Raw genomic sequence first — 26,367 nt, 5'->3', positions numbered from 1 at the left:
TGGGAACTGGGAACTGGGAACTGGGAACTGGGAACTGGGAACTGGGAACTGGGAACTGGGAACTGGGAACTGGGAAAGGCGAAATTCGATGCTCAGATGACGCCGCGGGACCGCAGATCCGCGATCTCGTTGTCATCGAGCTGCAGCAGTTCCTTGAACACCTGCTGCGTGTGCTCCCCCATATGCGGCGGCGGCATGCGCACCGGCATCCGCTGGCCGTCGATGGCGTACGGCGGCGCCAGCACCGACTGCGCGCCCGCCTCGCTGTCCTCGTAGCGATGCAGCAGGCCGGCCTGCGCGGTGCGCTCGGACTGCAGCGCCTCGAACATGCCGAGCACCTCGCCGCAGGGAATCTGCGCGGCGGTCAGGCGCCGCAGCAGCTCGGCGCGCGTGAATCGGCGCAGGGCCTCGCGCAGCTGCGGCAGCAGCGTGTCGCGATGCTGCGAGCGCGCGGTGTTGGTGGCGAAGCGCGCATCCTCGGCCCACTCTGGCCGATCGATCACGTCGCGACAGAATCGCTGGAATTGCCCGTTGTTGCCGACGGTGATCACCAGCGGACCATCGGCGGCCTCGAACACGCCGTAGGGCACGATGGACGGATGCGCATTGCCGAACTTGGCCGGGTCGCCGCCCTGCAGCAGTGCTTCCATGCCGTAGTAGGAGGTAATCATCAGGCCGCAGTCGTACAGGGCCATCTGCACGTGGCGCCCGCGGCCGGTCGACTGGCGCGCGTACAGCGCGGCGAGGATCGCCTGCGCCGAATACATGCCGGTAAACATGTCGACCGCCGCCACGCCGAATTTGAGCGGGCCCTGGCCTGCCTCGCCATTGGTGGCCATCACGCCGGCCTCGCCCTGCACGACGAGGTCGTAACCGGGCCGCTCGGCCTCGGGCGTGAAGCGCGCATAGCCGGATATCGAGCAGTACACCAGGCCGGGATTGAGCTCGGACAGCTGCTCGTAGCCCAGGCCGAGCTTTTCCGCGCCGCCGACCTTGAAGTTCTGGATCACCACGTCGCTGCGCGCTGCGAGTTCGCGCGCCAACTTCAAACCCGCCTCGCTTTGCAGGTCCAGCGTGATCGAGCGCTTGTTGCGGTTGGCGCTGTTGAAGTACGAGGTGTTGCGCGTGCCGATCCGCAGACCCCAGTCGCGGGTGTCGTCGCCGCGGGCCGGGTGTTCCACCTTGATGACGTCCGCGCCGAGGTCGGCCAGTGCCATCGCGCACATCGGCCCGGCCAGCACGCGCGACAGGTCCAGTACCCGCACGCCGGCCAGCGGCAGCGATGCGCCTTTGTTTTCCTGATGCATTGAGCAACGTCCCCTGCCGGGAACGGTCCGGTTATTTTGGTCAGCGCAGATTGTCTATATGTTGATAAAGTTTGACAATTGCAACCGGGAATCAACATAGATGACAACTCGGAGTTGACAATGGATTTGAGCGCGCTGTCGTTGCTGGTGGACATCATCGACGCCGGCAACCTGAGCCGGGCGGCCCGGCAGCTGGGCATGAGCCGCGCCAACGTCAGCAAGCGCCTGAACCATTTCGAGCGGCAATTGGGCGCGGAACTGCTCCGGCGCAGCACCCGCCAGCTCGAGCCGACCGAACTGGGCCGGCAACTCTACGAACACGGCCGCGCCATCCGGCAGGAACTGATGGCGGCGCGCGAGTCCGTGCAGAACCTGGGCAAGCGGCTGAGCGGCACGGTGCGCCTGAGCGTGCCGAGCGGCTTCGGCCAGCACACGATGTCGGCCTGGTTCATCGAGTTCATGCGGATGTATCCGGCCATCACGCTCAACGTGATCTTCGACAACGACATCGAGGACCTGATCAAGGGCGCGGTGGACTTTTCCATCCGCGTGATGGGCGAGACGCCGACCAATGCCGTGGCGCGCAGCCTCGGGGACATCGAATACGTTGCCTGCGCCACGCCGGAACTGGCCCGCGAGGTCGGCATGCCGAGTTCGCTGGAGCAGTTCCGCGACCTGCCGCTGATCACCTCGGAGCTGACCGGCGAGCGGCTGCAGCTGGCCGGGCTGGCGGGAACGGCCGCCGGCCGGGCGCAGATCCGCCCGCGGCTGATGTCGGCCAACTTCTTCTTCCTGCGCGACGCCATCCTTCAAGGGATCGGCGTGGGCCTGGTGCCGCAGTACATGGTGGCGTCCGATCTGGCGGCCGGGACCCTGGTTCGCCTGCCGCTGCCGCCGCGTGACCTGGCCTTCCTGCGCACCACGATGTATCTGCTGTATATGCCGGCGCGCTACCAGACGCGCGCCGTGACGACGCTCATTGCCTTTCTGCAGCAGAAGGCGGCGGCGATGGCGGGGTAGGCGAAGGAGGCGAGGGAGGCGAGGCAGGCGAGGGAGGCGAGGGAGGCGAGGGAGGCCGGGCAGGTGGGGCAGGCGCCGCGGCCAGTTCCCGGCCCTGCGCGATGGCCTGGCCGATGGCCGCGACGATGTCCTCGCGCTTGCCGGCGTCATCGACGCGCAACGCATAGGACGGGTGCCAGGTGGCAACGACCCAGGCGTCGCCGAGCCGCACCGGCCGGTTCAGGTAGTCCCGCAGGCTGGCTTTCTGGCCCAGGATCGCCGCCAGCGCCGTCGCGCCCAACGTGACGATGACCGCCGGCCGCACCCGCGCCCGTTCCTCGTCGAGCCAATGGGCGCAGGCCTCGACCTCGCGCTGGCCCGGCGTCTTGTGCAGGCGCCGCTTGCCGCGCGGGATCCACTTGAAGTGCTTGACCGCGTTGGTGACGTATACCGAGTCGGGTGGCACACCGGCGCGGCGCATCGCCTCGTCCAGCACCTTGCCCGCCGGCCCCACGAAGGCGCGGCCGGCAAGGTCTTCCTGATCGCCGGGCTGTTCGCCGACCAGCATGATGCGGGCCGTTTCGGGACCGTGGCCCGGCACGGCCTGGGTAGCATGGCGCCAGAGTTCGCAGCGGCGGCATTGATCCAGCGACGAGGGCGCCGGACGCAGCGGCTGCGCGTCCTGCGCATCGACCGCAACCGGCTTGCCCTTCATGGTGCCGACGGCGCCCGCCTGCGCGACGCGGCGGGCGCCGTTGCGGGCGTCGGCGATCATCGCCGGAATCAGCCGTCCCTCGGGCAGCCCCTTCCAGAAGCGCACCGGCATGTGCTGCTCCAGTGCGGCTTCGTTCAGGCGGGCCGGATTGAAGATGCTGCGGTAATAGGCGAGCCACAACGGCTCGATGTCGTCGGCGGCCGCGCCCGCTCGGAGCGCGGCGAAATCGGCGGTGGCCAACGCATCGGCCGGTGTCCCGGAGAACTGCAACGCATGCCCGTCCCACAGCGCCGCGCCTTGCGGCGTGCCGATCCACCACGACGCGCCGCCCATGCGGCGTGCGAAGTGGTCGGCGGCGTCGGCCAGCACGTCGTGCTCGGGCTCATACCAGGCCAGGTACTCCGGCATGCCGTCGCCGCCGCGCCGATGAAAGCGCACGTAGGCAATCATGTCGTGGTGGGCACGCCGCACGGCCTTGGCCATCGCATGCAGCCGCGCGCCGTCTTCATCGGCGGCGGAAGCTACGGCGCGATCGCCTTGGCACCATCGCCACAGCACCCGGTAAAGAAACGCCCAGCGTTGCGGCGAACGGTAACGCGCGGCGTCCTGCAGCAGGGCGGCCAATGCCTTGGACACGCGCACGTCCGGGGCGGCGCCCGTGGTGTCCGGGCGGGCTGCCGGCACCGCGTCGTCTCCCGAGACCGGCGCGTTGTCTCCCGCGACCCGTGCGTTGTCGCCCGAGACCGGCGCGTTGTCGCCTGGGACCGGTCCGTCGTCTCCCGAGACCGGTGCGGCGCCGGGACCGAGAAGCATCAGCTGTTCGGTTCCCCCGCTTGCCGCCGAGCCGCGCTCCGTCCATGTGACCGTCTCCGGCGGCCAGCCCGCCGCCAGCGCCCGCAAGGCCTGCGCGCGCCAGCTTGCGTAGCCGCCATCGACGCCGCCATCGACGCTGCACTCAACGCCGCACTCGACCACCAGCGTGCGCGGTCCTGCGCCGCTCATAGCAAGGCCAGCTGCACGGGCGCCGGTGACAGCGCCCGCCGCAACTGTTCGGACGGTGAATCCGCCAGCGCCGGCCGGTAGTCCTGCACCACGACGAAGGGTTTGACCTTGTCCATCGGGCAGCGCAGCCGCGCCAGGTCCTGATAGCGGATCGCGCGCGAACGGCGCAGCTCCACCAGCCGCTTCGCGTTGCGCATGCCGATGCCGGGCACCCGGGCGATCAGGGCCTGCGGCGCGCGGTTCAGGTCGACCGGAAACGACTCGCGATGCGCCAACGCCCAGGCCAGCTTCGGATCGATGTCCAGCGGCAGGTCGCCGCCGGCCTGGAACAGCTCCTCGGCCTGGAAGCCATAGCCGCGCATCAGGAAGTCGGCCTGATACAGCCGATGCTCGCGCAGCAACGGCGGCGCCTGCGCGGGCAGGCCGGACGGGCTGTCGGGAATCGGGCTGAACGCCGAGTAATAGACCCGCTTGAGCTTGTACGCGCCGTACAGCGTCTGCGCGGTCTGCAGGATGGTGCGGTCGTCGGCGTCGTCCGCGCCCACGATCATCTGCGTGCTTTGCCCGGCCGGCGCGCGCCCCGGCCCCCGCCTGTCGCTCTCGGCCTCCTCCTGCGCGAGGCGGATCGAGCCCATGGCACGCTTGATCGTATGCGCGTTCTTCTCCGGCGCCAGCCGTTGCAGCCCACCGTCGGTGGGCAGCTCGATATTGACGCTGAGCCGGTCGGCATACTGCCCGGCCTGCGAGATCAGCCAGGGATCGGCGTCCGGAATCGTCTTCAGATGGATATAGCCGCGGAACTGGTGTTCGTCGCGCAGCGAACGCGCGACCTGGACCATCTGCTCCATGGTGTAGTCGGCGCTGCGGATGATGCCGGAACTGAGAAAGAGCCCGTCGATATAGTTGCGCCGGTAGAAGTCCAGCGTCAGGTCGACCACCTCGCGCGGCGAGAAACGCGCCCGCGGCACGTTGCTGGAGCGGCGGTTGACGCAGTACTGGCAGTCGTACTGGCAGAAGTTGGTCAGCAGGATCTTCAGCAGCGAGACGCAGCGCCCGTCGGGCGTGAAGCTGTGGCAGATGCCCGCGCCGGTACTGGCGCCCAGTCCGCCCTTGCCGAGCGAATCCCGTTTCGGCGCGCCGCTGCTGGCGCACGAGGCGTCGTACTTGGCGGCGTCGGCCAGGATTTCCAGCTTGGTGAGCAGTTCCATCGGGTGGTGATACTGTATGGATATACAGTATTATAGGCGCTATCGCGTTTGCGAGGCCGATTTCCCGCGGGACAAGGCGGCAAGGTTGGCCGGCGCCATGCCGCCCGGCCTCAAGCCTTGACCTCGTGCGGCGGGAGCCCCGGCTCAATACCGATGTCCGCCGCCACCGAAGCCTGCGAGGATGGCGTCATCGTGGCCGTCAAGGGGAGAGGCCGATGTGCTACGCCGCGCAGATCAAGGCCGACTTCAGGAAATTCACGCGCGAATACGGCGCGGTGATGAGCCTTCGCCAGTTCTTCGAATTGTTCTGGCAGAAGCGCAAGGACCAGGAATGGCAAAAGCTGCCCAAGGCGATGCGCATGGCCTTCGCGCAGGCCGGTTCCGGCTCCGACGAGGAGCGCGAGCTCGCGGCGCTGATCGCCGCGGGCGACCGCGAACAGGCCAATGCGCTGGAGGCCGAGCTGTTTCGCCAGAAGACCCGCCTTGCGCAAGCGGAGCGCGCGCTTGCCGGCCGGCCCACCCGCAAGGCCGAGAACGAGCAGCGCATCGCCGCCAACAAGATCGCCCGCCTGCAGCAGAACCTGGCCGACCTGCAGCGTGCGGTGCCGGTGCCGGAGGACGCGATGATCTTCCCGGGTTATTACGCGCCCGTGATGATCATGATGGACGGCCAGCGCGTGATCGTGCCGATGCGCTACCGCTGCCGGCTGCCCGGCTGGGACGTCGCCATGGAAAGAAAGAAGCCCGGCACCTACAACGCGCGCCGCGACAATCTCGAGACGGCGTGGCGCCAGCTGTTTGGCTATCGCCACGGCATCCTGCCGATCCGCGCCTTTCATGAACACGTGGCCCGGCACCGGCTGGAGCGCCGCGAGCTCGGCCCGGACGAAAAGGAGCAGAGCGTTGTCCTCGAGTTCCGTCCGGAGCCGCCGCAGGATCTATTGATCGCCTGCCTCTGGTCGCATCACAAAGGCGAGGCCGGCGAGCCGGATCTGTATTCGTTTGCCGCGATCACCGACGAGCCGCCCCCGGAAGTCGCCGCGGCCGGCCATGACCGTTGCGTCATTCCGATCAAGCCAGAGCACGTGGACGCCTGGCTCAATCCCGACCCCGGCGATCTGGCCGCGCTGCACGCGATCCTGGACGACCGGGAGCGGCCGTTCTTCGAATATCGGTTGGCGGCTTAGCGGGGGCGCAGCGGGAGGCGGCGATGGCTTACCAATGACGGCTTACCAATCCTTCTACTGAACTTGCTTATTCATCCACTCGGGAGGTCGCGCTTTACCAATTCATCTACTGAGCGCGCCGGTTCTTGCCAATTCATCTACTGGGAGCGCCGCGACTTACCGTTTCCTCTACATCGCCAAACCTCAGCGCCGGAACCAGAGGATCGACAGCCCGCTCGCCGCCATCAGCAGCAGCACCGCCACCGCCGCGAACAACGCGCCGACCTCGGTATCCCGGCGCTCCAGCGCGAAGCGCGTGTTCAACTGGCGATAGACCTGGCTGAGATCGGCTTCCGAGCCCGCGTGGAAATATTCGCCGCCGGTGATCTTGGCGACCGCGCGCAACGCGGGTTCATCGAGCTGCATGTAGTAAGACATGACGGAACCCGAACCGCCGGCCGTCGTGCTGTCGCGGGAGCCAAAGCCGACGGTATAGACGCGCACGCCTCGTTCGGCGGCCATGCGGGCGGCGATGACGGGGTCGGGGCCGGTGGTGCGGCGGCCGTCGCTGAGCAGGATCACGGCGCCGTGCCGATAGGAGCCGGGTTCGGCCGCAGGCCGTTCCTCGCGTCTGGCGCGTTTCTGGCGGAGAGCGTCGGCCGCGGCCGATTCGTCCAGCGGCCTGCCCTGATTCTCCGGCGGCTCCGAAGCGTCGCCGAACAGCACCGCCTCCAGGTCGATGCCATCGTTCGGGAACAGGACCGCCAGCGCTTCGATCAGGCCACTGCCCGTCGCGGTGCCTCGCTGAAGCTGGAAGCGCTCGATCGCCTCGAGCATGTCCTGCCGGTTGTCGGTTGGACTGAGCACCACCGACGCGGTCCCGGCGAACGACACGATGCCGAGCCGCACCTTGGCCGGCAGCCCGATGACGAGATTCATGGCGGCCTGCTGTGCGGCGGCGAGGCGGGTCGGGGCGACATCGGTCGCTTCCATGCTGCGCGAGACGTCCATCGCAAGCACCAGCGTGATGGTGTCGGCCGGCAGCGTGATCGTCGCACTGGGCCGCGCGCAGGCGAGCAGCGCGGTGCCGAGCGACAGCCAGAAGAGCAGGGGAGGGAGGTGGCGCCGGAGCCATTGCCGGGGACCGAGCGCCGCGCGCGGCAGGGTGAGGCTGGCGTAGAGCAGAGCGGCCTTCCTGCGCCGGGCGAGCACGTAGAAGTAAGCCGCTGCCAGCACGGGAAGCACGAGCAGCAGCCAGAGCATTTGAGGCCAGAGAAACTGCATGCCCTGCTCCTTGGCGCGTGGTTAAGATCGATGGTACTGTAGTTTCCGACGCGTGAACTCGGGGCGGCGATGAAACGGGTGACGATCTACGGAACAGCCTTGGCGGCGATCGCACTCGTCTTCGCCGCCGGCATCGGCTCCGCCTGGCTGTTGCAGCCGAAACAGCGCGTCTTGACGCAGTCGGACATCGATTCGGCCGTGCTCCACACGCTGAACAACAAGGACCTGCCTTCGCGCGCCGCCCGCGCCGCCGAGGCGATCCGCCAGTCGGTGGTCGAGGTCCGCAGCTATCCGGCCGCCGATACCGCCGCGGAGAAGCCGCGCGCCGACAAGGCCGGACGCGATCGCCCCGCCAGGCCGCCCGAATCCTCCGCCCCTTCCAAACGCACGCCGCGCGACGAGACCGCAAAGGGCAAGGCCCCCGGCGACAAGGCCCCCAGCGACAAGGTCGCGCCCGACGCCTTGCCCGACGGCCGGCACATTGGCACCGGCGTGGTCGTCACCGAGAGCGGCGTGATCCTGACCAACTACCACGTCGTCGCCGGCGCCCGCCGCGTCGAGGTCCGCTTCCACGACGGGCATACCGCCGAGGCCACCGTGCTGCAGGCCGTGCCGGAGAAGGACCTCGCCATCCTGCAGCCCAGATCGATTCCCGACGACCTCCCGCCCGCGACGCTCGGTTCCAGCCGCGAACTGGCGCCGGGCAGCGAGGTGGTCGCGGTCGGCTTTCCGTTCGGCATCGGCCCGTCGGTGACGGCCGGCGTGGTGTCCGGGCTCGACCGGCAGTTCGTGTCCCCCGACGAGAAGCAGCAGCTGGACAAGCTGATCCAGTTCGATGCCGCCGCCAATCCGGGCAACTCGGGCGGGCCGCTGGTCAACATGAAGGGCGAGGTGGTGGGAATCGTCACCGCCATCCTCAATCCCAACCAGAGCGGCAATTTCCTTGGCATCGGGTTTGCCATCACCATCGAAAGCGCGGGCGGCTCCGTCGGCGCTTCGCCCTTCTAGCCTTCCCTACAGAATTCCACACCACAGCGAGAGGCCCATGAACGACCAAGCCCGGGACGCCATCGAAACCGCCAACCTGATGGAGCGCCTGCTGTACGAGGTCAAACGCGTGGTCGTAGGCCAGGACCATTTTCTCGAGCGGGTGCTGGTGGCGATCCTTGCCGGCGGGCATCTGCTGGTGGAAGGCGTGCCGGGGCTGGCCAAGACGCTGACCGTCAATACGCTGGCCAGAACGATGCGCGGGACCTTCAAGCGCATCCAGTTCACGCCGGACCTGCTGCCGGCCGACCTGGTCGGCACGCGCATGTACCACCAGGGGACCGGCGAGTTTTCCACGGTGCGCGGGCCGGTCTTCGCCAATCTGCTGCTGGCCGACGAGATCAACCGCGCGCCGGCCAAGGTGCAGAGCGCGTTGCTCGAGGTGATGCAGGAAAAGCAGGTCACCATCGCTGGCGAAACCCATCGGGTGCCGATGCCCTTCCTGGTCATGGCCACGCAGAACCCGATCGAGACCGAAGGCACCTATCCGCTGCCGGAGGCGCAGGTCGACCGCTTCATGATGAAGGTGCTGGTGGGTTATCCGAGCGAGGACGAAGAGGTCGTGATCGTCAACCGCGTCACCGGTCCGCGGATCGACGTGAGCCCGATCGCCACGCCCGAGCAGCTGACCGCGCTGCAGGAGGAATGCCGCGCGGTGTACGTCGATCCCGGCCTGATCCAGTACGCGGTGCGCGTGGTCTCGGCCACGCGCCGGCCGGCCAGCTACGGGCTCGACGATCTGGACCGTTACGTGACCTTCGGCGCCAGTCCGCGCGCCACCATCGGCCTGATCGAAGGCGCGCGCGCGCTGGCGCTGCTGCGCGGCCGCCACTATGCGGTGCCGGAAGACGTGATCGATCTGGTGCCCGACGTGTTGCGCCATCGGCTGTCGCTGTCCTACGAGGCGATGTCCGACGGCATCACCCCAGATGCCTTGATCGGCCGCATCGTGCAGGCCATGCCGGTTCCCGAACGTCCGCTGGAATCCCATGTTCGGGCGGCTGCGCGGTAGGCGCCGGTCCGGCCCGGACGCCGCTTCGGACAAGGCCGCGCCCGGCGCGCCGCGCGGTGTCGGCGCCGGCCGCACCGATGCCTTGCTGCGCCGCATGGAATGGACCGTGGTGCGCCGCCTCGACGGCATGCTGCAGGGCGACTACCGCACGCTGTTTCGCGGCTTCGGGCTGGACCTGGCCGACCTGCGCGAATACCAGGCCGGCGACGACGTCCGGCACATCGACTGGAACGTGACCGCCCGGCTGCAGACGCCGTATGTGCGGATGTTCCAGGAGGATCGGGAGATCGCGGCCTGGTTCCTGCTCGACCTGAGCGGCTCCGTCGAGTTCGGCTCGGGCGAGGTCCGCAAGCGCGACCTGCTGAGCGATTTCACCACCGTGATGGCGCTGCTGCTGACGCGCTATGGCAACCGCGTCGGCGCCGTGCTCTACAACGGGGCGGCCGACATGACCGCGTCGGTGGTGCCCGCGCGTGCCGGGCGCCGGCAATTGCTGCACCTGCTCGACCGCATGCACGCCACGCCGGCCGCCTCGCCGGGCCACACTCGGTTGCGCGGCCTGCTCGACCATGCACGGGCGGTCGCCAGGCGGCGATCGGTGGTGTTCGTGGTGTCGGACTTTATCAGCGACCCAGGCTGGCAGGCCTCGCTCGCGATGCTGGCCAGGCGTCATGAGGTGGTCGCCGTGCGGCTGGTCGATCCCCTGGAGCAGGCGCTACCCGATCTGGGTTTGCTGGTGCTGCAGGACGCCGAGACCGGCGAGCAGATGTTCGTCGACACGCACGATCCGGCCTTTCGCAAGCGCTTCGTGGCGGCCGCGCAGGTGCGCGAGGAAGAACTGCGGCTGGGCTTTGCCCGGGCCGGCGTGGATTGCCTGACGCTGTCGACCGATGCCCGGCTGGACCTGGCCCTGCTGGAGTTCTCGCGGCAGCGTCGTCATCGGCAAGGCACGGCGAAGGGCACGGCAAAGGGCACGGCGCCGAAAGCCGGCAACGCGGGCCCCAGCGCGGGGGGCAATGCGGGCGCAATTGCGGGCGCGAATGCAGGGGCAAGCAAGGAAGCGAAGAAGGGGGCCGCATGGACGGCGTGAGCGAGGCGATCACCCGGCTGCCCGCCATCAGCTTCCTGTGGCCCAGGATGCTGTGGCTGCTGGCGCTGGTCCCCGTGCTGGCTCTCGCCTACCTGTGGCTGGACGCACGGCGCCGGCGCGCGGCGGTTCACTATCCCGCCCTGAAGACCGTCGGCTTCGCCAACCGCGGCGTCGCAGGCTGGCGCCGGCATGTGTCCCCGGTGCTGATCCTGCTCGCGTTGACCGCATTGATCGTCGCGATCTCGCGGCCGCATGCGCTGCTGGTGCTGCCCTCGCGCATCGAGACCGTGATGCTGGTCATCGACCTGTCCGGCAGCATGCGCGCGAAGGACGTGCAACCGAACCGGCTGCGCGCCGCGCAACAGGCCGCCAAGGGGCTGCTCGAGGCGAAGCCCGCGGGCGTCAGCGTCGGCCTGGTCGCGATGGCGGGAACATCGGCCGTCGCGCAGGCGCCGAGCCGCACGAAGCAGGACGTGGCCACGGCCATCGACCGCCTGCAGCCACAGGGCGGCACCGCGCTGGGCAACGGCCTGCTGATCGCGCTGACGGCGTTGCGGCCGGAAGCGACCGAGGACGCCGGACGCCTGATGGATGGCGATGCCTCGCCGCTGAAGAAACGCGGCGCGCTCGGCAACCTGTTCGGCGCCGCGGGATTGGGGCAGGGAGCGAGCCCGGGCGCGGGCCAGGGAGGAGGACAAAACTCTGCCGACCAAGAGGGCGCCGCCGCCCCGGGCTCCTATGCCGCCGGCGCGATCGTCGTGTTCTCCGACGGCGAAAGCAACGCCGGTCCGACCGCGGTGCAGGCGGCCGAACTGGCGGCCTCCTATGGGGTGCGCGTCTATACCGTCGGCGTGGGCACGCCCCAGGGCGTCGTGCTGTCGGCGGACGGCTGGTCGGCGCGCGTCAAGCTCGACGAGGCCGTGCTGAAGGAAGTGGCCAATACCACCGGCGCCGAATACTTCCGGCTGGAGGACGCCGCCAGGCTCAAGCAGGTGTATCGCGCGATCAACGCCAAGCTGACGCTAGGCAAGACCGAGCAGGCGGAAATCACCGCACTGTTCGCCGCGCTTGGCGCGGTGCTGGCGGCGGGTGCGGCGCTGCTGTCGCTGTGGTGGTTCGGACGGGTGATGTAGGGCAGGGCGCAAGAAATCGTCTGCCGGGAAATGAGATGTATTATCATCTGCGCGGTTTTCTGGCCGTTCCCATCCTGTTCCGCCCATGCCCGCTCCGAGCCGAAGCACGACACTGCACGCACTCTATTGCGATCATCACGGCTGGCTCCATGGCTGGCTGCGCAAGCGCCTCGGCAACGACTGCGAGGCGGCCGATGTGGCGCACGACACCTTCCTCCGGGTCTATGCCGGCCCACGCGCACTCGACCATCTGTCCGAGCCGCGTGCCTTTCTGACCCACGTGGCCAAGGGGCTGGTGGTCGATCTCTACCGTCGACGCGCGGTGGAGAAGGCCTACCTGGACAGCCTCGCCCAGCTGCCTGAAGCGCTGGCGCCTTCGCCCGAGACGCGGGCACTGGTGCTCGAGGCCCTGCACCGGATCGACGCGATGCTGTGCGCCATGCCCGTGCGAGCGCGCGAGATCTTCCTGTTGTCGCAGCTGGACGGCCTGACCTACGCGGAGATCGCGGCGCGGCAAGGCATCTCGCTGCGAACCGTGAAGCGGCAGATGCGCGACGCCTTTCTCGCCTGCCTGTCGGCGATATGAGCCGCGACCGTGGGGCGGGGACGGTGCCCGCCAGCATCCTGGCCGAGGCGGCCGACTGGATGGTACGCATTCAGTCGGATCCGCACGACGCCGCGCAACTGGCCGAACTGCACGCCTGGTGCGCGCGCAGTCCCGCGCATGCCCGGGCCTGGCACCAGGCGCAGCAGGTGCTCGGCACGTTCGACAGCGTGCCGGCCGCGTTGCGGCGCACGGCGGTGGCGGGACTCGCGCGTGAACAGCGGCGCCGGGCCACCCGCAAGCTCGCCCTGATGCTGGTGGGCGCCCCGGCTGCATGCCTGGCCTGGCGCTTCGCCCCGTGGGAGGCGATGACCGCCGGCATCCGTACGGCAGTCGGCGAAACCCGCGAGGTACGGCTGGCCGATGGCACGCGGGTCACGCTGGACACGGACAGCGCGATCGACGTGTCCTATTCCGACAGCACGCGCCTGATCAAGCTGCGGGCGGGCCGCATCCTGATCGACACCGAGCCGGACCCGGCCGCCGTGCCCCGGCCCTTCGTCGTCGAGACGCCGGACGGCGTGCTGCGCGCGCTCGGGACGCGCTTCGTCGTTCGCCGGCAGTCCGACGCCAGCCAGCTGGAGGTCTATCACGGAGCGGTGGAGGTTCGGCTGCGCCGCGACGGCGCGCCGCTGCGGGTGGACAGCGGGCAATGGCTGCGCTTCGGCGCCGGGGAGACGGCATCCGGCGCCGCGCTCGACGGCCTGGGTGCGGCGTGGGCGCACGGCATGCTGGCCGCGCGCAATCTGCGGCTGGAGGCGCTGGCCGAGGAACTGGCGCGCTATCGCCCCGGCATCGTGCGCTGCGATCCGGCCATCGCCGACCTGCGCGTGACCGGGGCCTTCCCCTTGCGGGACACGGACCGCAGCCTGGACCTGCTGGCCGAGACGCTGGGCATCCGGGTGCGCCGGCGGACCCGCTACTGGGTCATGCTCGAGCCCGGCGACGCCGGCGCCTCGCGATAGTACATAGGCCCGGGGCGAGCCAGCCGGCCAGCCTTCATGCGCCGCCAGCCCGGCTCATGCGCCGCAGGCACGGCTCATGCGCCGCGGGCACGGCTCATGCGCCGCCAGCCCGCTTCATGCGTTCCCGGCCCCCCCTTGCGCTCGCTGCACGTGGCCCCTTTTTTCCTCTCGCCCGGTGTACCTGTTGTAGGCCGGTCCCGCCCCAGCGGGCACCGGTCCGATCGTCGACTGGTCACTGGTGTCGGAAAGGAACATGTTCGTGGCAATCCCCTGCAATTCCCGGTTTTCTCCCAAGCAAAGCGTGCTGACGCGGGCGCTGTCCCGTGCCCTGTCCGGCACCGCATTGAGCCTGTGCGCCACGCTGGCCGTGCCGGACGCCGCGCTGGCCCAGGCCGCTGCCCCGGGCGGCGCGTCTTCCGCGCGCAGCTACGCGATTCCGCCCGGACCGCTTGGCGATACGCTGGCGCGCTTCTCCATCGAGGCCGGCGTCCCGCTGTCGTTCCCGTCGGGGCTGGTGGCGGGGCTGCGCAGCGAAGGCCTGAACGGCACCTATGACGTCCAGGCGGGTTTCGCGCGGCTGCTGCAGGGAACGGGCCTCGAGCTGGCCGCGACCGGCAGCGGGGCGTACACGCTGCGCCGGCGCCAGGCAGCGCCGGCGGCGGAGGTCGAGCTCCAGCCCGTCACGGTCACCGCCTCCGCCACGGCGGAGCGCGTTGCGCCCGCTTACCCGGGCGGCCAGGTCGCGACCGGCGGCGGCCTGGGCCTGCTGGGTAATCGCGACATCATGGACACGCCGTTCAGCCTGACGGCGTACACGCAGGAGCTGATCCAGGCGCAGCAGGCCAGCAGCATCGCCGATGTCGTCAACAACGATGCCTCGGTGCGCAACGTGAACCCGCGCGCCGGGCGCTTCGACCAGTTCTCGATCCGCGGCTTCCCGGTGCTGAACAGCGACATCGCGCTCAACGGCCTCTATGGCGTGCTGCCCACCTATGCGGTGGCGGTGGAAGCGGCCGAGCGCATCGAGATCCTGAAGGGACCGAGCGCCTTGCTCAACGGCATGGCCCCCAGCGGCGCGGTGGGCGGGGCCATCAACGTGGTGTCCAAGCGCGCGCCGGCAGAGGCGGTGAATCAGTTCACGCTGGGCTACGCATCGGACTCGACCTTCGGCGGACATGCCGACGTGGCGCGCCGCTTTGGCGAGCGGCAGGAGTTCGGCGTGCGCTTCAACGCCGCGTACAAGAACGGCGACACCTCGGTCGATCCGCAGTCGCTGGAGCGCAGCCTGGCAACGCTCGGGCTGGACTACCGTGGCACGCGGCTGCGCCTGTCGGCCGATTTCGGCTATCAGCAGCAGAATGGCGACGCGCCGCAGGAGCGGGTGACCGCGGCGGCGGGCGTGCCGCTGCCCGATGCCTCGCGCATTCACCGCAACTATGCCCAGCCCTGGACCTTCGCCGACACGCGCGACAGCTACGTGGCGCTGCGCGGCGAGTACGACGTGAGCGACGACCTCGAGGTGTATGGCGCCTTCGGTGCCCGCCGCGGGCGCTACGAGTTCCTGCGCATGGCGGTCGCCGCGCGCGACGCCGCCGGCAACTTTGCCAGCGCGCCGTTCCGTTTCCTGCGCGAGGAAGACGCGTACACCAGCGAGATCGGTGCCCGCGCGCGCTTCGCCACCGGACCGCTGCGCCACCAGCTGAACGCGAGCGCCTCGGTGTTTCATCTCGAGGCCGGCAATCTGCGGCAGAACTTCGGCACGATCCGCTCGAACCTGTACAACCCGGTCGTGGCGCCGCGGCCGTCCTTCGCGGGCCTGAGTTCGGATGTACCCAAGGCGGAAGAGACCGAGCTTTCCAGCCTGGCGCTGGCCGACACGATTTCCGCGCTGGACGAACGGGTCCAGCTGACGCTGGGCGCGCGCCTGCAGCGCGTCCAGTCCGATTCGTTCGACGCCACCGGGCAGGTCACCAGCCACTATGACGAACGTGCCGTCACGCCGGCGGTGGCGCTGGTGGTCCGGCCCTGGAAGCAGGTCTCGATCTACGGCAACTACATCGAGGGCCTGAGCCAGGGGCCCACGGCGCCCAGTACCGCGGCCAATGCCGAACAGATGTTTGCGCCGATCAAGTCCAGGCAACTGGAGGCGGGCGTCAAGGTGGATTTCGGCAGCATTGCGACCACGCTCAGTGCGTTCCGCATCGAGCAGCCCACCGGCTTGACAGACCCGGCCACCAATGTCTTTTCGGTCGCCGGGAAGCAACGCAATACCGGCCTGGAGTGGAATGTGTTCGGCGAACCGGTGCAGGGCGTGCGGGTGCTGGCCGGCGCGATGTATCTGAACGGCCGGCTCAGGGAAACGGCGGAACCGGCCAACAACGGCAACGTCGCCCCGGGCACGCCGCGCTACAACCTGAACGCGGGCGTGGAGTGGGACACGCCCTTCCTGGCGGGGCTGACGCTGTCGGCGCGCGTACTGCGCTCGACGTCGCAGTATCTCGACGCCGCGAACCGGCAGCGGATACCGGCCTGGACGCGGACCGACATCGGCGCCCGCTATACGCTGAAGGCAGCCGGCAAGCGCGTGACCGTGCGCGCCGCGGTGGAAAACCTGTTCGACAAGTCCTATTGGGCCTCCGCCTCGGCCAATGGCCTGACGCTCGCCACGCCCCGCACCTTCCTGGTCTCGACGACGGTTGATTTCTGAGGCTGCCGCCGCGGCGGCACCTTCGCTGGCCCGCGCTCAGCGCCCCTTGAAGACCGGGTGCCGGGCGCAGGCCGACAGCACGATGCGCTCGGACTGCACCAGATAGTCGTTCAGCGCCGCGGCACACTCGGCCAGCTTGCCCGACTCGAACAGCTGGAGGATGTGCTGGTTCATCTCGACATAGGGCCCGTGCAGGAATTCGGGGTCCTGCAGCATGCCGAACGCCAGCCGCAGTTCCGCCAGCAGGTGGGAGAACATCACGTTCAGCCGCTCGCTGTCGGCCAGTTCCACGATCGCCATGTGGAACTCCATGTTGGCGGTGCCCGCGCCCTGCCAATTGCCGCTGTCGCGGCAACGCAATCCCGCTTCCACCGCCTGCCGCATGTGCTTTCTCGCCGGATGGCTGGGGTAGGCCTGCGCGATCGCCTGGCATTCGATCAGGCGGCGGACCCGGTAGATGTCGATGATCGCCGCGATGCTCGGAATGGCCACCGCCACGCCGCGGTTGGGCTCGTGCTTGAGCAGACCCTCCTTGGTCAGCACGCGGAAGGTCTCGCGCAGCGTATTGCGCGAGATCTGCAGGCTTTCGCTGAGCGCGGCTTCGGACAGGCGCTGCCCGGGCGCGAAGTCGCCATGCAGGATGCGCTGGCGGATCTGTTCGGTGACCCGTTCGGCCAGGTTTCTTACGTCGGAACTGGTTGTCATGTCGGCTGCAAGGGGAACGGGACTTCGGCCCGGCATCGGTCGGCCCGATATCAGCTGTGTCCCGTATCGCGGGATGTTACCCCAGCTTTGTTCAACAACTTGCGCCAGATTGGTGCGACTTGGCTCGGCCATGCAGGCCTAGGTGTATACCAGAATCGATCCGAACGAATGATTGTTGAACAATCTATCCACGGTGGTTGAGTCAATACGTGCAGATACATCAACATGGCACGTGCCTTGCCAAACAGCGCTGCGGTGGAGGGGCGGCTGGTTGGCGGTCCCGCTCACTGCCTCGACGTCGTCGCCGCGGCGTCATCAAACCGCGCGACGAGCATCCCCACGTTTTGCCGTTATCCCGAGTGAGCGCAACCATGTGGCTTAAAGAAACAACGCAGGAAGAGCGCAAGACGCTCTTTGCCGCCTTCGTCGGCTATGGGGTCGATGCCTTCGACTACATGATCTACACCTTCATGATCCCCACCTTCATCCTGGTATGGGGCATGACCAAGGCCGAGGCCGGCTATATCGCGACGGGCGCGCTGATCAGCTCCGCGATCGGCGGCTGGCTGGCCGGCATCCTGGCCGACAAGTACGGCCGCGTGCGCGTGCTGCAGCTGACCGTGCTGTGGTTCAGCTTCTTCACGTTCCTCAGCGGCTTCACGCAGTCGCCCGAGCAGCTGTTCGTGACGCGCATGCTGCAGGGGCTCGGCTTTGGCGGCGAATGGTCGGTCGGCTCCGTGCTGATCGCCGAAATGATCCGCGCCCGCCATCGCGGCAAGGCCGTCGGACTGGTGCAGAGCAGCTGGGCGGTGGGCTGGGGCCTGTCGGCCATTGCCTTCTGGGCGGTCTACGCGGTGTTCGAGCAGCAATACGCGTGGCGCGTGCTGTTCTGGATCGGCGTGCTGCCGGCGGTCTTCATCCTCTATATCCGCCGCAACATCAGCGAGCCCAAGGTGTATCGGGAGACCCAGGCCAAGCTCGCCGTCACCGGGCAGAGCAACAACTTCATGCTGATCTTCAAGCCGGGGGTGCTGCGCGTGACCGTGCTGGCGAGCCTGCTGGCAACCGGCATGCAAGGCGCCTACTACTCGGTGACGACCTGGCTGCCGACCTACCTGAAGATGGAGCGCAACCTGTCGGTGCTGAACACCAGCGGCTACCTGATGGTGCTGATCGCCGGCTCGTTCGCCGGCTACCTGACCAGCGCCTGGCTGTCCGACCACCTGGGTCGCCGGCGCTGCTTCATGCTGTTCGCGGTCAGCGCGGCGATCCTGGTGATCTGCTACACGCAGCTGCCCATCACCGACGCCGCGATGCTGGTGCTCGGTTTTCCGCTGGGCTTCTTCCTGTCGGGCATCTTCTCCGGCATGGGCGCTTACCTGACCGAGCTGTATCCGAGCCATATCCGCGGCTCGGGACAAGGCTTCTGCTACAACTTCGGGCGCGCGGTCGGTTCGGTATTCCCGGCGATGATCGGGCATATGGGCGCGACGATGTCGCTGGGCGTCGCCATCGGCTATCTCGCCGCCGGCGCCTATGGGCTGGTCGTCGTCGCCTGCCTGCTGCTGCCGGAAACGCGCGGACGCGAACTCCTGGGCGAAGCCGAGCCCGCGCATTGAGGTCCGGCGCCATGCAAATCGATCTGAACAGCGATCTGGGCGAGAGCTTTGGCGCCTGGCGCATGGGCAACGATGCCGCCATGCTGGACATCGTCAGCAGCGCCAACGTGGCCTGCGGCTTCCACGCCGGCGATCCGGCCGGCATCCTGCGGACGCTGAAGGCCGCGAAGGCGCGCGGCGTCGCGGTGGGGGCCCACGTTTCGTATCCGGACCTGCAGGGCTTCGGCCGCCGCAACATGGATGTCGCCAGCGAGGACCTGATCGCCGACGTCCTCTACCAGATCAGCGCGCTGGCGGGGATGGCGGCGACGGTCGGCACCGCGGTGCGCTACGTCAAGCCGCATGGCGCGCTGTACAACACCATCGCGAGCGACGAGCGCCAGGCACGCGACGTGATCACCGCGATCTGCAAGTTCAATCCCGAACTGGCGCTGGTTGCGCTGGCCGGCTCGCCGCTGGTGGGCTGGGCGCGGGATGCGGGCCTGCGTGTCATTGCCGAGGCCTTCGCCGATCGCGCCTACACGCCGCAGGGCACGCTGGTATCGCGCCGCGAACCGGGCGCGGTGCTGCACGACGCCGACGAGGTCGCACAACGGATGTTGCGGCTCGTGCGGGAAGGCACGGTGGTCGCCATCGATGGCAGCGTGGCGCGCGTCGAAGCGCAATCGATCTGCGTGCATGGCGACAGCGCGGGCGCGCTGGAGATGGCGCGCGCGGTGCGCGACGCGCTCGAGCGCGACGGCGTCAAGGTGTCTGCGTTCGCCTGAGTCAGAAGGCCCGATCTGGAGCTTGTTTTGCGTTTCCTGCCCGTTTCCTCGAATGCGCTGCTGGTCGAGCTGGCCGACCTGGACCAGACGCTGGCCCTGCTGGCCTCGCTGCAGCGCGACCCGCTTCACGGCGTGGCGGAGCTGGTGCCCGCCGCGCGCACGATTCTCGTGCACTACCGCCCGTGGGCGACCAGCGCAGGCGCGCTTGTCCGCGCCATCGCCGCGCGCGACCTGTCGCAGCGGGTCGAACGCAGCCATACGCTGATCGAGATTCCGGTTCGCTATGACGGCGAGGACCTGGCCGAGGTCGCCGAGCTGCTCGGCATCACGCCCGACGAAGTCGTGCGCCGCCACACCGGCAGCGAATACACGGTGGCCTTCACCGGCTTCGCGCCCGGCTTTGCCTACCTCAGCGGCGGCCATCCGTCGCTGGACGTGCCGCGCCGCCGTACGCCGCGCACGCGCATTCCCGCCGGCGCGGTGGGTCTGGCCGGCACCTTCAGCGGCGTGTATCCGAAGGCAAGCCCCGGCGGCTGGCAGATCATCGGCACGACGCCGGTGGCGATGTGGGATCTGGACCGCGCGCAACCGGCGCTGCTGCAACCCGGATATCGGGTGCGCTTCGTCGATATGGCGACGCTGGAAGATGCCGCAGACACAGCGGCGGACACAGCGGCGGACATGGCGACGGCGCGCGTGGACGCGCCTGTGCCCGACGCCGGGACTGCGGCTGCGCTGCGCAAGGAGCCGGGCAGTGCGGCCTGCGCCGCGGCACTGAAGGTCAAGGGCACCGGATTGCAGACCGTATTCCAGGACCTCGGCCGGCACGGCCAGGCCGGGCAGGGCGTGTCGGCCTCGGGCGCGCTCGACCGGGCGGCGCTGCGGATGGCGAACCGCCTCGTCGGCAATCGAGGCGACAGCGCCGCGCTCGAAACCGTCGGCGGCGGCCTGCAACTGCAGAGCGACGGCGATACCGTGCTGGCCGTTACCGGCGCCGACGCACCGCTGACCGTGCGCACCGCCGATGGCCGCCAATGGCGCGTGCCGACGCATCAGGCGGTGGCCCTGGCCGATGGCGACACGCTGAGCATCGGCCAGCCGGTCGCCGGCGCCCGCTGCTATGTGGCGGCACGCGGCGGCTTTGCCGTGGCGCCGGTGCTGGGCAGCTGCGCGACGGATACGCTGGCCGGCATCGGGCCCGCGCCGTTGTCGGTGGGCGACGTGCTTGGCGTCTTGCCTGCGCCGGCCGGCGCAGTGGTGGGCATGCCCGAGCAGCCCGCCACCGGTCTGCCCACGATCGAGCAAGACGTCGTGCTCGACGTGGTGCTGGGCCCGCGCACCGACTGGTTCACTCCCGAGTCGGTCGCGCGGCTGGCCGCGCAACGCTGGCAGGTCACGCCGCAGTCCAACCGCGTGGGCCTGCGGCTGGCGGGCGAGGCGCCGCTGGAACGCGCCATCACCGGCGAGCTGCCCAGCGAAGGCACCGCGCTGGGGGCGCTGCAGGTGCCGCCCAGCGGCCAGCCGATCCTGTTCCTCGCCGACCATCCGCTGACCGGCGGCTATCCGGTGATCGGCGCCGTGGCGCCTCACCATCTGGATCGCGCCGGCCAGATTCCGGTCGGGGCGTGGCTGCGATTCAATCCGATCGGCCCCTTCGAAGAACTGCAACCGTCCGCCGGCTGAGCGGGCGCTCTTTTACCGAGACCCGCACAGAGACCCGCACCGAGACCCGTACCGAGACCCGTACCGAGACCCGTACCGAGACCCGTACCGAGATTCGCACCCAGACCCGCACCGAGATTCGCGATGAAGAAAGTCCTGATTGCCAACCGTGGCGAGATCGCCGTTCGCATCGTTCGCGCCTGCGCGGACTATGGCGTCGGCTCCGTGGCCGTCTATGCCAACGCCGATATCGACGCGATGCATGCGCGCCTGGCCGACGAGGCCTACGGCCTGGACGGCGACCGTCCCGCCGACACCTATCTGAACATCCCCAAGCTGCTCGACATCGCTCGCCGCAGCGGCGCCGATGCCGTGCATCCGGGCTACGGCTTCCTGTCGGAAAGCGAGGCCTTTGCGCAGGCGGTGATCGACGCGGGGCTGACGTGGATCGGCCCGTCGCCGGCGACGATCGCGCGGCTCGGCGACAAGGTGGAAGCGCGCAAGATCGCGCTGCGGGTCGGGGCTCCGCTCGTGGCCGGCACGCCCGAGCCGGTCGCCGACGCCAGCGAGGTGCTGGCCTTCGCCGAACGGCACGGCCTGCCGATCATCATCAAGGCCGCATTCGGCGGCGGTGGCCGCGGCATGAAGATCGCTTGGCGCATGGACGAGGTCGAGGAGCTCTATGCCTCGGCGGTGCGCGAGGCGGTCACCGCGTTTGGCCGCGGCGAATGTTTCGTCGAGCAGTTCCTCGACAGGCCGCGCCATATCGAGGCGCAGGTCCTGGCAGACCGGCACGGCAACGTGGTCGTGGTCGGCACGCGCGACTGCTCGCTGCAACGCCGGAACCAGAAACTGGTCGAAGAGGCCCCCGCGCCGTTCCTCAGCGAGGAGCAGCGCGCGCGCATCCACGCCGCGGCCCGCGACATCTGCGCGGCGGCCGAATACACCAGCGCCGGCACGGTCGAATTCCTGCTCAGCGCCAGCGGCGCGATCTCGTTCCTCGAGGTCAACACGCGGCTGCAGGTCGAGCACCCCGTGACCGAGCAGACCACCGGCGTCGATCTGGTCGTCGAGCAATTGCGCGTGGCCGATGGCCTGCCGCTGTCGATCACCGACACCCCGGCGCCGCTGGGACATGCGATCGAGTTTCGCATCAATGCCGAGGACGTTGGCCGCGGTTTCCTGCCCACGCCCGGACCGGTGCAGCGCTTCGATGCGCCCTCAGGCCCGGGCGTGCGGGTCGATTCCGGCGTGCAGTCCGGTTCGGTCGTGCCCGGTACCTTCGACTCGCTGATGGCCAAGCTGATCGTCACCGGCGCGACGCGAGAACAGGCCTTGGCGCGCGCGCGTCGTGCGCTGCGCGAATTCCGGATCGAGGGCGTGGCGTCGGTGCTGCCGTTCCATCGTGCCGTGATCGATCACGCGGATTTCGTCGGCACGGACGGTTTCAAGGTCCATACGCGCTGGATCGAATCGGACTTCGCCGAGCCGCTGGCCGCGGCCGCGCGTGCCGAGCCCCAGCCCGACGGCAGCCTGCTGCGCACGGCCATCGAGATCGACGGGCGCCGCATGGTGCTGGGCTTGCCGGCTCAGCTGCTTCGCGGATTGGCCAATGCGCCGGCCGGCGACGGCGCTATGGATGCCGCGCAGGCGGGCCTCATCAATGCCGCCAATGCGGCCGACGCCACCGACGCCACCGACGCAGCCGAACTGCCGTCGCCCATCGCCGGCACTGTGCAGGCGTGGAAAGTCGCGATCGGCGACGAGGTCAAGGAAGGCGATCTGATCGCCGTGATGGAGGCGATGAAAATGGAGATGCAGGTCCACGCGCATCGCACGGGCCGGCTGACTTGGCAGGCTCCGGCCGGTACGTTCCTGGCCGCGGGCGCACCGCTGGCACGCATCGAGTGAAACGCATCGGCGCTGCGATGGCGGGAGCCGAAGACTGAAGGCGGTGCCTCAATGCCCTCGATGCATCGATGCCTCAATGCCTCAATGCCTCAATGCCTTGGCGGATTGCGATCCTGTCCCGGCGGCGTTTCCGTCGGCCGCACCGTCTGCTGGCCCACCGGAGCCTGGCTGACGGGCGATACCAGTTGCGAGGGATCGACGGCGGGGTTGGCGCCAATGCCTGCGGTCCCGCCGTCGCTGCTGCCGGTCGCGGCCGGGGCCTGGTTCAGGCCCACCGACGAATCGCCGGAATCGCTGCCGCCGCATGCGGCAAGACCGAACGACAGACCGAAGGCGAGCGCCGCGATACTGCCTTTCCGCACCAGGGCACGACATACCGTGCGGATTCTGCGCCTGCGATGCAGAGCCATCTCTACCTCCTGCGATATGGCATCGAGGATGCTTCCGAGCAGCGTTCGCACGCTGCTCGCATCATGTTCGCACTGCGTGCGCCGCGGTGTCGGCTTGCGGCTCGATAAGGCGAATCAAACTTGCGTACGTCCCTGCGTACGTGCCTGCGTACGTGTTGGCGTACGAATTGGCGTACGTGTTTGCGGACTGCACGCTTCGTTGCCTGATAGATCGACGCGAAGAAGGACGGCATCGACGCGCGCCAATCCAGTCTTGCAACAAAGCCCGCGCGGTAAAAGTTCAATTCTGTAACGGAACGTTACGCATCTTCTCTTTCGCGCAGCGCGCACTACCGTCTCCCTAAGCGCCGTTTCTCGGCGCCCTTCAATGCCGCGGCATCGCTGCGCAAGGGAGGCATCATGCGTGCTCGTTTCCTCATGACCGCGCTGATCGGCGCGGGCGTCCTCGCTGCGCATTCGGTGCCTGCGCAAGCGCCTTCCACCGACGCGCAGATCAATGCGATCGTGCAATCGATCCTTGCGCAGATGACGCTGGCCGAGAAGCTCGAATACGTCAGCGGCACGGGCGCGTGGGACATCAAACCGTTGCCGCGTCTCGGGCTGCCGCAAATCAAGGCAAGCGATGCAGGATTGGGCGTGCGGCTCAGCAATCCTGTGGGCGTTGCCTATCCCGCGGGCCCGGCATTGGCATCGACCTTCAATGCCGATCGCGCCAAGCAGATGGGCGTGGGCCTCGGCCTCGAAACGCGTCTGAGCGGCTTCCAGCAAATCGCCGGCCCCGGGCTGAACATGTATCGCACGCCGTTCTCGGGGCGCGCCTTCGAGTATCTGGCGGGTGAGGATCCCTTCCTTGGCGCCGTGCTCGGTGCCGCGCAGATCAACGGCATCCAGTCGCAGAACGTCTGGGCCGACGCCAAGCATTACATCGCGAACGAGCAGGAGGTCAATCGCTTCAACCTGATGGAAACGGTCAGCGAGCGGGCACTGCGCGAGATTTACATGGTGCCGTTCGAGTCGGCGGTAAAGAACGCCAACGTTGCCGTCGTGATGTGTGGATTCCAGGGCCTCAATGGTGCAAATCCGGTTTGCGAAAGCCATGCGGCGATTCAACAGACGCTGAAGAACGAGTGGGGCTTCAAGGGCTTCGTGGAATCGGACTATGCCGCGCTCAAGCACACGCTGCCCGCGGCAGTGGCCGGCGTCGATATCGAGCGGCCGTCCGCCAACATCTTCTCGCCGGGCGCGCTTGGCGCGCTGCTGGCGAACGAACAGCTGAGCCAGGCGACGCTGGACGACAAGGTGCGCCGCATTCTCGGCCGTCTGGTCGCCTATGGCTTCATTGGCGGCGTGCCGGCGGCAACCGGCGAATCGCATCCGCCGTTTGCCGAACGGGCGGCGCTGGACGTGGCGCGCGAAGGCATCGTGTTGCTGAAGAATGAGGGGCAGCTGCTGCCGCTGCGCCGCGAGACGGCACGCAATATCGCGGTGGTGGGCAAGCTCGCCACCGGCGCGCCGCCGACCGGTTTCGGCAGTGCCCATATTGCGGCGGCGCGGTATATCAGCGAAATCGACGGCCTGCGGCAGATCGCCGGCACGGGCGCCAATATCGTGCTGCTCGATGCCGTCACGCTCGATCCCGCGCGCTCGGCATGGACCACGCCCAGCGGCGCATCCGGCGTGCAGGCACAGTACTACGCCAACCCGACTTGGAGCGGCGCGCCGGTTCTTACCCGCGTCGAACCGATGATCAATCTGGACACGTCCGGCGGGGCGCCGCAGAGCGGCGATTACCGCGGTCCGGTCTATGGCGGTGGCGGCACGGCGCAGCCGGCGTCGGTGCGCTGGACCGCCACCATCCGGCCCACCGTCAGCGGTGCGCACGTATTCAAGGCGCGTGCGAACGGGGCCGTCCGCCTCTACATCAATGGGCAATTGGTGATGGACAACGGCGACGGCAATCCGCTGCCCGGCAATGTCATCCCGCCGACCATTCCCGTCAATGCGCGGGTGATGCTGCAGGCGGGCCAGACCTACAACGTGCAATTCGACTACTCGGCAAGGCCCGGATATATCGCCGTGTTCGGTGGTTTCCTGGGCGCGCAGCTCAGCTGGGCGTCGCTGCAGGCGCCGCCGAACCTGTCCGGCTTCGATGCCGTCGTGGTCGCGGCCGGCCACAGCGCCGAATACGAGGGCGAGGGCTTCGATCATCCGTTCACATTGCCGGAGTTCCAGGACGAGCTGATCGCCAATCTGTCACGCGCCAATCCCCGCACGATCGCGGTGCTGCACGGTGGCACCGGCTTCGACATGCAAGGCTGGATCGATGGGGTCGGCGCGGCGCTGCACGCCTGGTATCCGGGACAGAACGGCGGCCAGGCCCTGGCCGAGATCCTGTTCGGCGATGTCAATCCCTCCGGCAAGCTGCCGATCACGATCGAGCGGTCGATCACGGACAACCCAACCTACGCGAATTATCCGCAGGCATCGAACGACCTGAACTTCAGCGCGATGACCTACACCGAGGACATCTTCGTCGGCTATCGGGGCTTCGAGCGCAGCGGTAGAAGGCCGTTGTTCCCGTTCGGCTTCGGGCTGTCCTATACCCGCTTCAACTACGGCGCGTTGAGCGTGTCGCCCGGCATTGCCGCCGGCAGCGGGCGCGTCGCGGTGTCGTTCGATATCACCAATTCCGGCGAGGTCGCCGGCGCGGAGGCGGCGCAGGTCTACGTCGCGCAATCCGGCTCTGCCGTACCGCGTCCGGTCAAGGAGCTGAAGGGCTTTGCCAAGGTCTTCCTGCAGCCGGGAGAGACGCAGCGCGTGACCGTCTATCTCGACCAGCGCTCGCTGGCGTACTACGATGCCGCCCGCAATGCGTGGGTGACGGACCCCGGTGCGTTCGACGTCCTGGTCGGTGCATCGTCCCAGGACATTCGTCTGCGCGGGCAGCTGTTCAATCTGTTCCGATCGGTCACCAATACGCGGGTCAGCAATCCGCTGCCCGCGCCGGAACTGGTTCGATTGGGGCCGGTGCATCCATAGCCCGATGCTGGTCAT

At 68.5% G+C, this 26,367-nt stretch carries 20 protein-coding genes; 14 read left to right on the top strand and 6 right to left on the bottom strand.

From position 1 onward, the window contains the following. Positions 1-92 precede the first annotated feature (92 nt). The gene (locus tag K7G19_RS03090) at positions 93-1,307 is read right to left on the bottom strand and encodes a CaiB/BaiF CoA-transferase family protein (RefSeq protein WP_226105722.1); all 1,215 of its coding nucleotides are present in this window, start codon (positions 1,305-1,307) and stop codon (positions 93-95) included. Positions 1,308-1,427: 120 nt separating this feature from the next. Between K7G19_RS03090 and K7G19_RS03085 the strand changes: the two genes are divergently transcribed. Beyond that, positions 1,428-2,327 carry a LysR family transcriptional regulator gene (locus K7G19_RS03085; protein WP_226105720.1) on the top strand — a complete coding sequence of 300 codons (900 nt, stop codon included), beginning with the start codon at positions 1,428-1,430 and terminating at the stop codon, positions 2,325-2,327. Here the strand turns inward: K7G19_RS03085 and K7G19_RS03080 are convergent. Both K7G19_RS03080 and K7G19_RS03075 read right to left on the bottom strand, forming a co-directional pair. Then, the gene (locus tag K7G19_RS03080) at positions 2,284-4,023 is read right to left on the bottom strand and encodes a UdgX family uracil-DNA binding protein (RefSeq protein WP_226105718.1); all 1,740 of its coding nucleotides are present in this window, start codon (positions 4,021-4,023) and stop codon (positions 2,284-2,286) included. The two genes, K7G19_RS03085 and K7G19_RS03080, sit on opposite strands and share 44 nt — an antisense overlap. After that, a complete protein-coding gene (locus tag K7G19_RS03075) occupies positions 4,020-5,231 on the bottom strand; it encodes a putative DNA modification/repair radical SAM protein (protein WP_226105716.1) in 1,212 nt (403 codons plus the stop codon). The genes K7G19_RS03080 and K7G19_RS03075 overlap by 4 nt, the downstream gene beginning before the upstream one ends. Positions 5,232-5,446: 215 nt before the next feature. Here K7G19_RS03075 and K7G19_RS03070 point away from each other — a divergent pair, with 215 nt between their 5' ends. Beyond that, positions 5,447-6,418: an SOS response-associated peptidase family protein gene (locus tag K7G19_RS03070; RefSeq protein ID WP_226105714.1), complete on the top strand. Its 972-nt coding sequence runs from the start codon at positions 5,447-5,449 to the stop codon at positions 6,416-6,418. A 183-nt stretch (positions 6,419-6,601) separates the two neighbouring features. Here the strand turns inward: K7G19_RS03070 and K7G19_RS03065 are convergent, their stop codons facing one another. After that, entirely contained in the window at positions 6,602-7,681 is a 1,080-nt protein-coding gene (locus K7G19_RS03065; RefSeq protein WP_226105712.1) for a VWA domain-containing protein, read from the bottom strand. Positions 7,682-7,750: 69 nt separating this feature from the next. Between K7G19_RS03065 and K7G19_RS03060 the strand changes: the two genes are divergently transcribed. The 7 genes from K7G19_RS03060 (at position 7,751) to K7G19_RS03030 (ending at position 16,239) form a co-directional block, all read left to right on the top strand. Next, positions 7,751-8,689, top strand: coding sequence for a S1C family serine protease (locus K7G19_RS03060; RefSeq protein WP_370639470.1), 939 nt, complete (start codon positions 7,751-7,753; stop codon positions 8,687-8,689). A 37-nt stretch (positions 8,690-8,726) separates the two neighbouring features. Then, positions 8,727-9,740 carry a MoxR family ATPase gene (locus K7G19_RS03055; RefSeq protein ID WP_149315924.1) on the top strand — a complete coding sequence of 338 codons (1,014 nt, stop codon included), beginning with the start codon at positions 8,727-8,729 and terminating at the stop codon, positions 9,738-9,740. Then, positions 9,718-10,830 carry a DUF58 domain-containing protein gene (locus K7G19_RS03050; RefSeq protein WP_226105708.1) on the top strand — a complete coding sequence of 371 codons (1,113 nt, stop codon included), beginning with the start codon at positions 9,718-9,720 and terminating at the stop codon, positions 10,828-10,830. The genes K7G19_RS03055 and K7G19_RS03050 overlap by 23 nt, the downstream gene beginning before the upstream one ends. Next, positions 10,827-11,963 carry a VWA domain-containing protein gene (locus tag K7G19_RS03045; RefSeq protein ID WP_226106294.1) on the top strand — a complete coding sequence of 379 codons (1,137 nt, stop codon included), beginning with the start codon at positions 10,827-10,829 and terminating at the stop codon, positions 11,961-11,963. The genes K7G19_RS03050 and K7G19_RS03045 overlap by 4 nt, the downstream gene beginning before the upstream one ends. Before the next feature lie 85 nt (positions 11,964-12,048). Next, complete coding sequence (locus K7G19_RS03040) at positions 12,049-12,549, top strand: sigma-70 family RNA polymerase sigma factor (RefSeq protein ID WP_149315922.1); 501 nt, start codon at positions 12,049-12,051, stop codon at positions 12,547-12,549. Further along, positions 12,546-13,532 carry a FecR domain-containing protein gene (locus K7G19_RS03035; protein WP_226105706.1) on the top strand — a complete coding sequence of 329 codons (987 nt, stop codon included), beginning with the start codon at positions 12,546-12,548 and terminating at the stop codon, positions 13,530-13,532. The genes K7G19_RS03040 and K7G19_RS03035 overlap by 4 nt, the downstream gene beginning before the upstream one ends. Before the next feature lie 253 nt (positions 13,533-13,785). After that, positions 13,786-16,239 (top strand): TonB-dependent receptor, encoded by a 2,454-nt coding sequence (locus K7G19_RS03030; RefSeq protein WP_226105705.1) that lies wholly within the window; start codon positions 13,786-13,788, stop codon positions 16,237-16,239. Positions 16,240-16,275: 36 nt separating this feature from the next. On the opposite strand, the gene K7G19_RS03025 is transcribed toward K7G19_RS03030, so the two are convergent. Further along, positions 16,276-16,944, bottom strand: a complete 669-nt coding sequence (locus tag K7G19_RS03025) for a GntR family transcriptional regulator (RefSeq protein ID WP_226105703.1) — start codon at positions 16,942-16,944, stop codon at positions 16,276-16,278. Between the two features lie 371 nt (positions 16,945-17,315). Here K7G19_RS03025 and K7G19_RS03020 point away from each other — a divergent pair, with 371 nt between their 5' ends. From K7G19_RS03020 to K7G19_RS03005, 4 genes are all read left to right on the top strand, one after another. Further along, a complete protein-coding gene (locus K7G19_RS03020) occupies positions 17,316-18,563 on the top strand; it encodes an MFS transporter (protein WP_149315918.1) in 1,248 nt (415 codons plus the stop codon). Between the two features lie 11 nt (positions 18,564-18,574). After that, positions 18,575-19,330, top strand: coding sequence for a LamB/YcsF family protein (locus tag K7G19_RS03015; RefSeq protein WP_149315917.1), 756 nt, complete (start codon positions 18,575-18,577; stop codon positions 19,328-19,330). A gap of 27 nt (positions 19,331-19,357) precedes the next feature. Next, positions 19,358-21,013, top strand: coding sequence for a 5-oxoprolinase subunit PxpB (pxpB, locus tag K7G19_RS03010; RefSeq protein WP_226105701.1), 1,656 nt, complete (start codon positions 19,358-19,360; stop codon positions 21,011-21,013). A 123-nt stretch (positions 21,014-21,136) separates the two neighbouring features. Further along, the gene (locus K7G19_RS03005) at positions 21,137-22,903 is read left to right on the top strand and encodes a biotin carboxylase N-terminal domain-containing protein (RefSeq protein ID WP_226105699.1); all 1,767 of its coding nucleotides are present in this window, start codon (positions 21,137-21,139) and stop codon (positions 22,901-22,903) included. Between the two features lie 89 nt (positions 22,904-22,992). Here the strand turns inward: K7G19_RS03005 and K7G19_RS03000 are convergent, their stop codons facing one another. Next, a complete protein-coding gene (locus K7G19_RS03000) occupies positions 22,993-23,313 on the bottom strand; it encodes a hypothetical protein (RefSeq protein ID WP_226105697.1) in 321 nt (106 codons plus the stop codon). Between the two features lie 399 nt (positions 23,314-23,712). On the opposite strand from K7G19_RS03000, the gene K7G19_RS02995 reads away from it, so the two are divergent. Next, positions 23,713-26,352: a glycoside hydrolase family 3 protein gene (locus K7G19_RS02995; RefSeq protein ID WP_226105695.1), complete on the top strand. Its 2,640-nt coding sequence runs from the start codon at positions 23,713-23,715 to the stop codon at positions 26,350-26,352. Positions 26,353-26,367: the final 15 nt, after the last annotated feature.

The sequence above is a fragment of the Cupriavidus sp. DB3 genome (assembly GCF_020418465.1).
Taxonomy (GTDB): Bacteria; Pseudomonadota; Gammaproteobacteria; order Burkholderiales; family Burkholderiaceae; genus Cupriavidus; species Cupriavidus cauae.
This window is presented reverse-complemented; position numbering and strand designations above follow the sequence as displayed.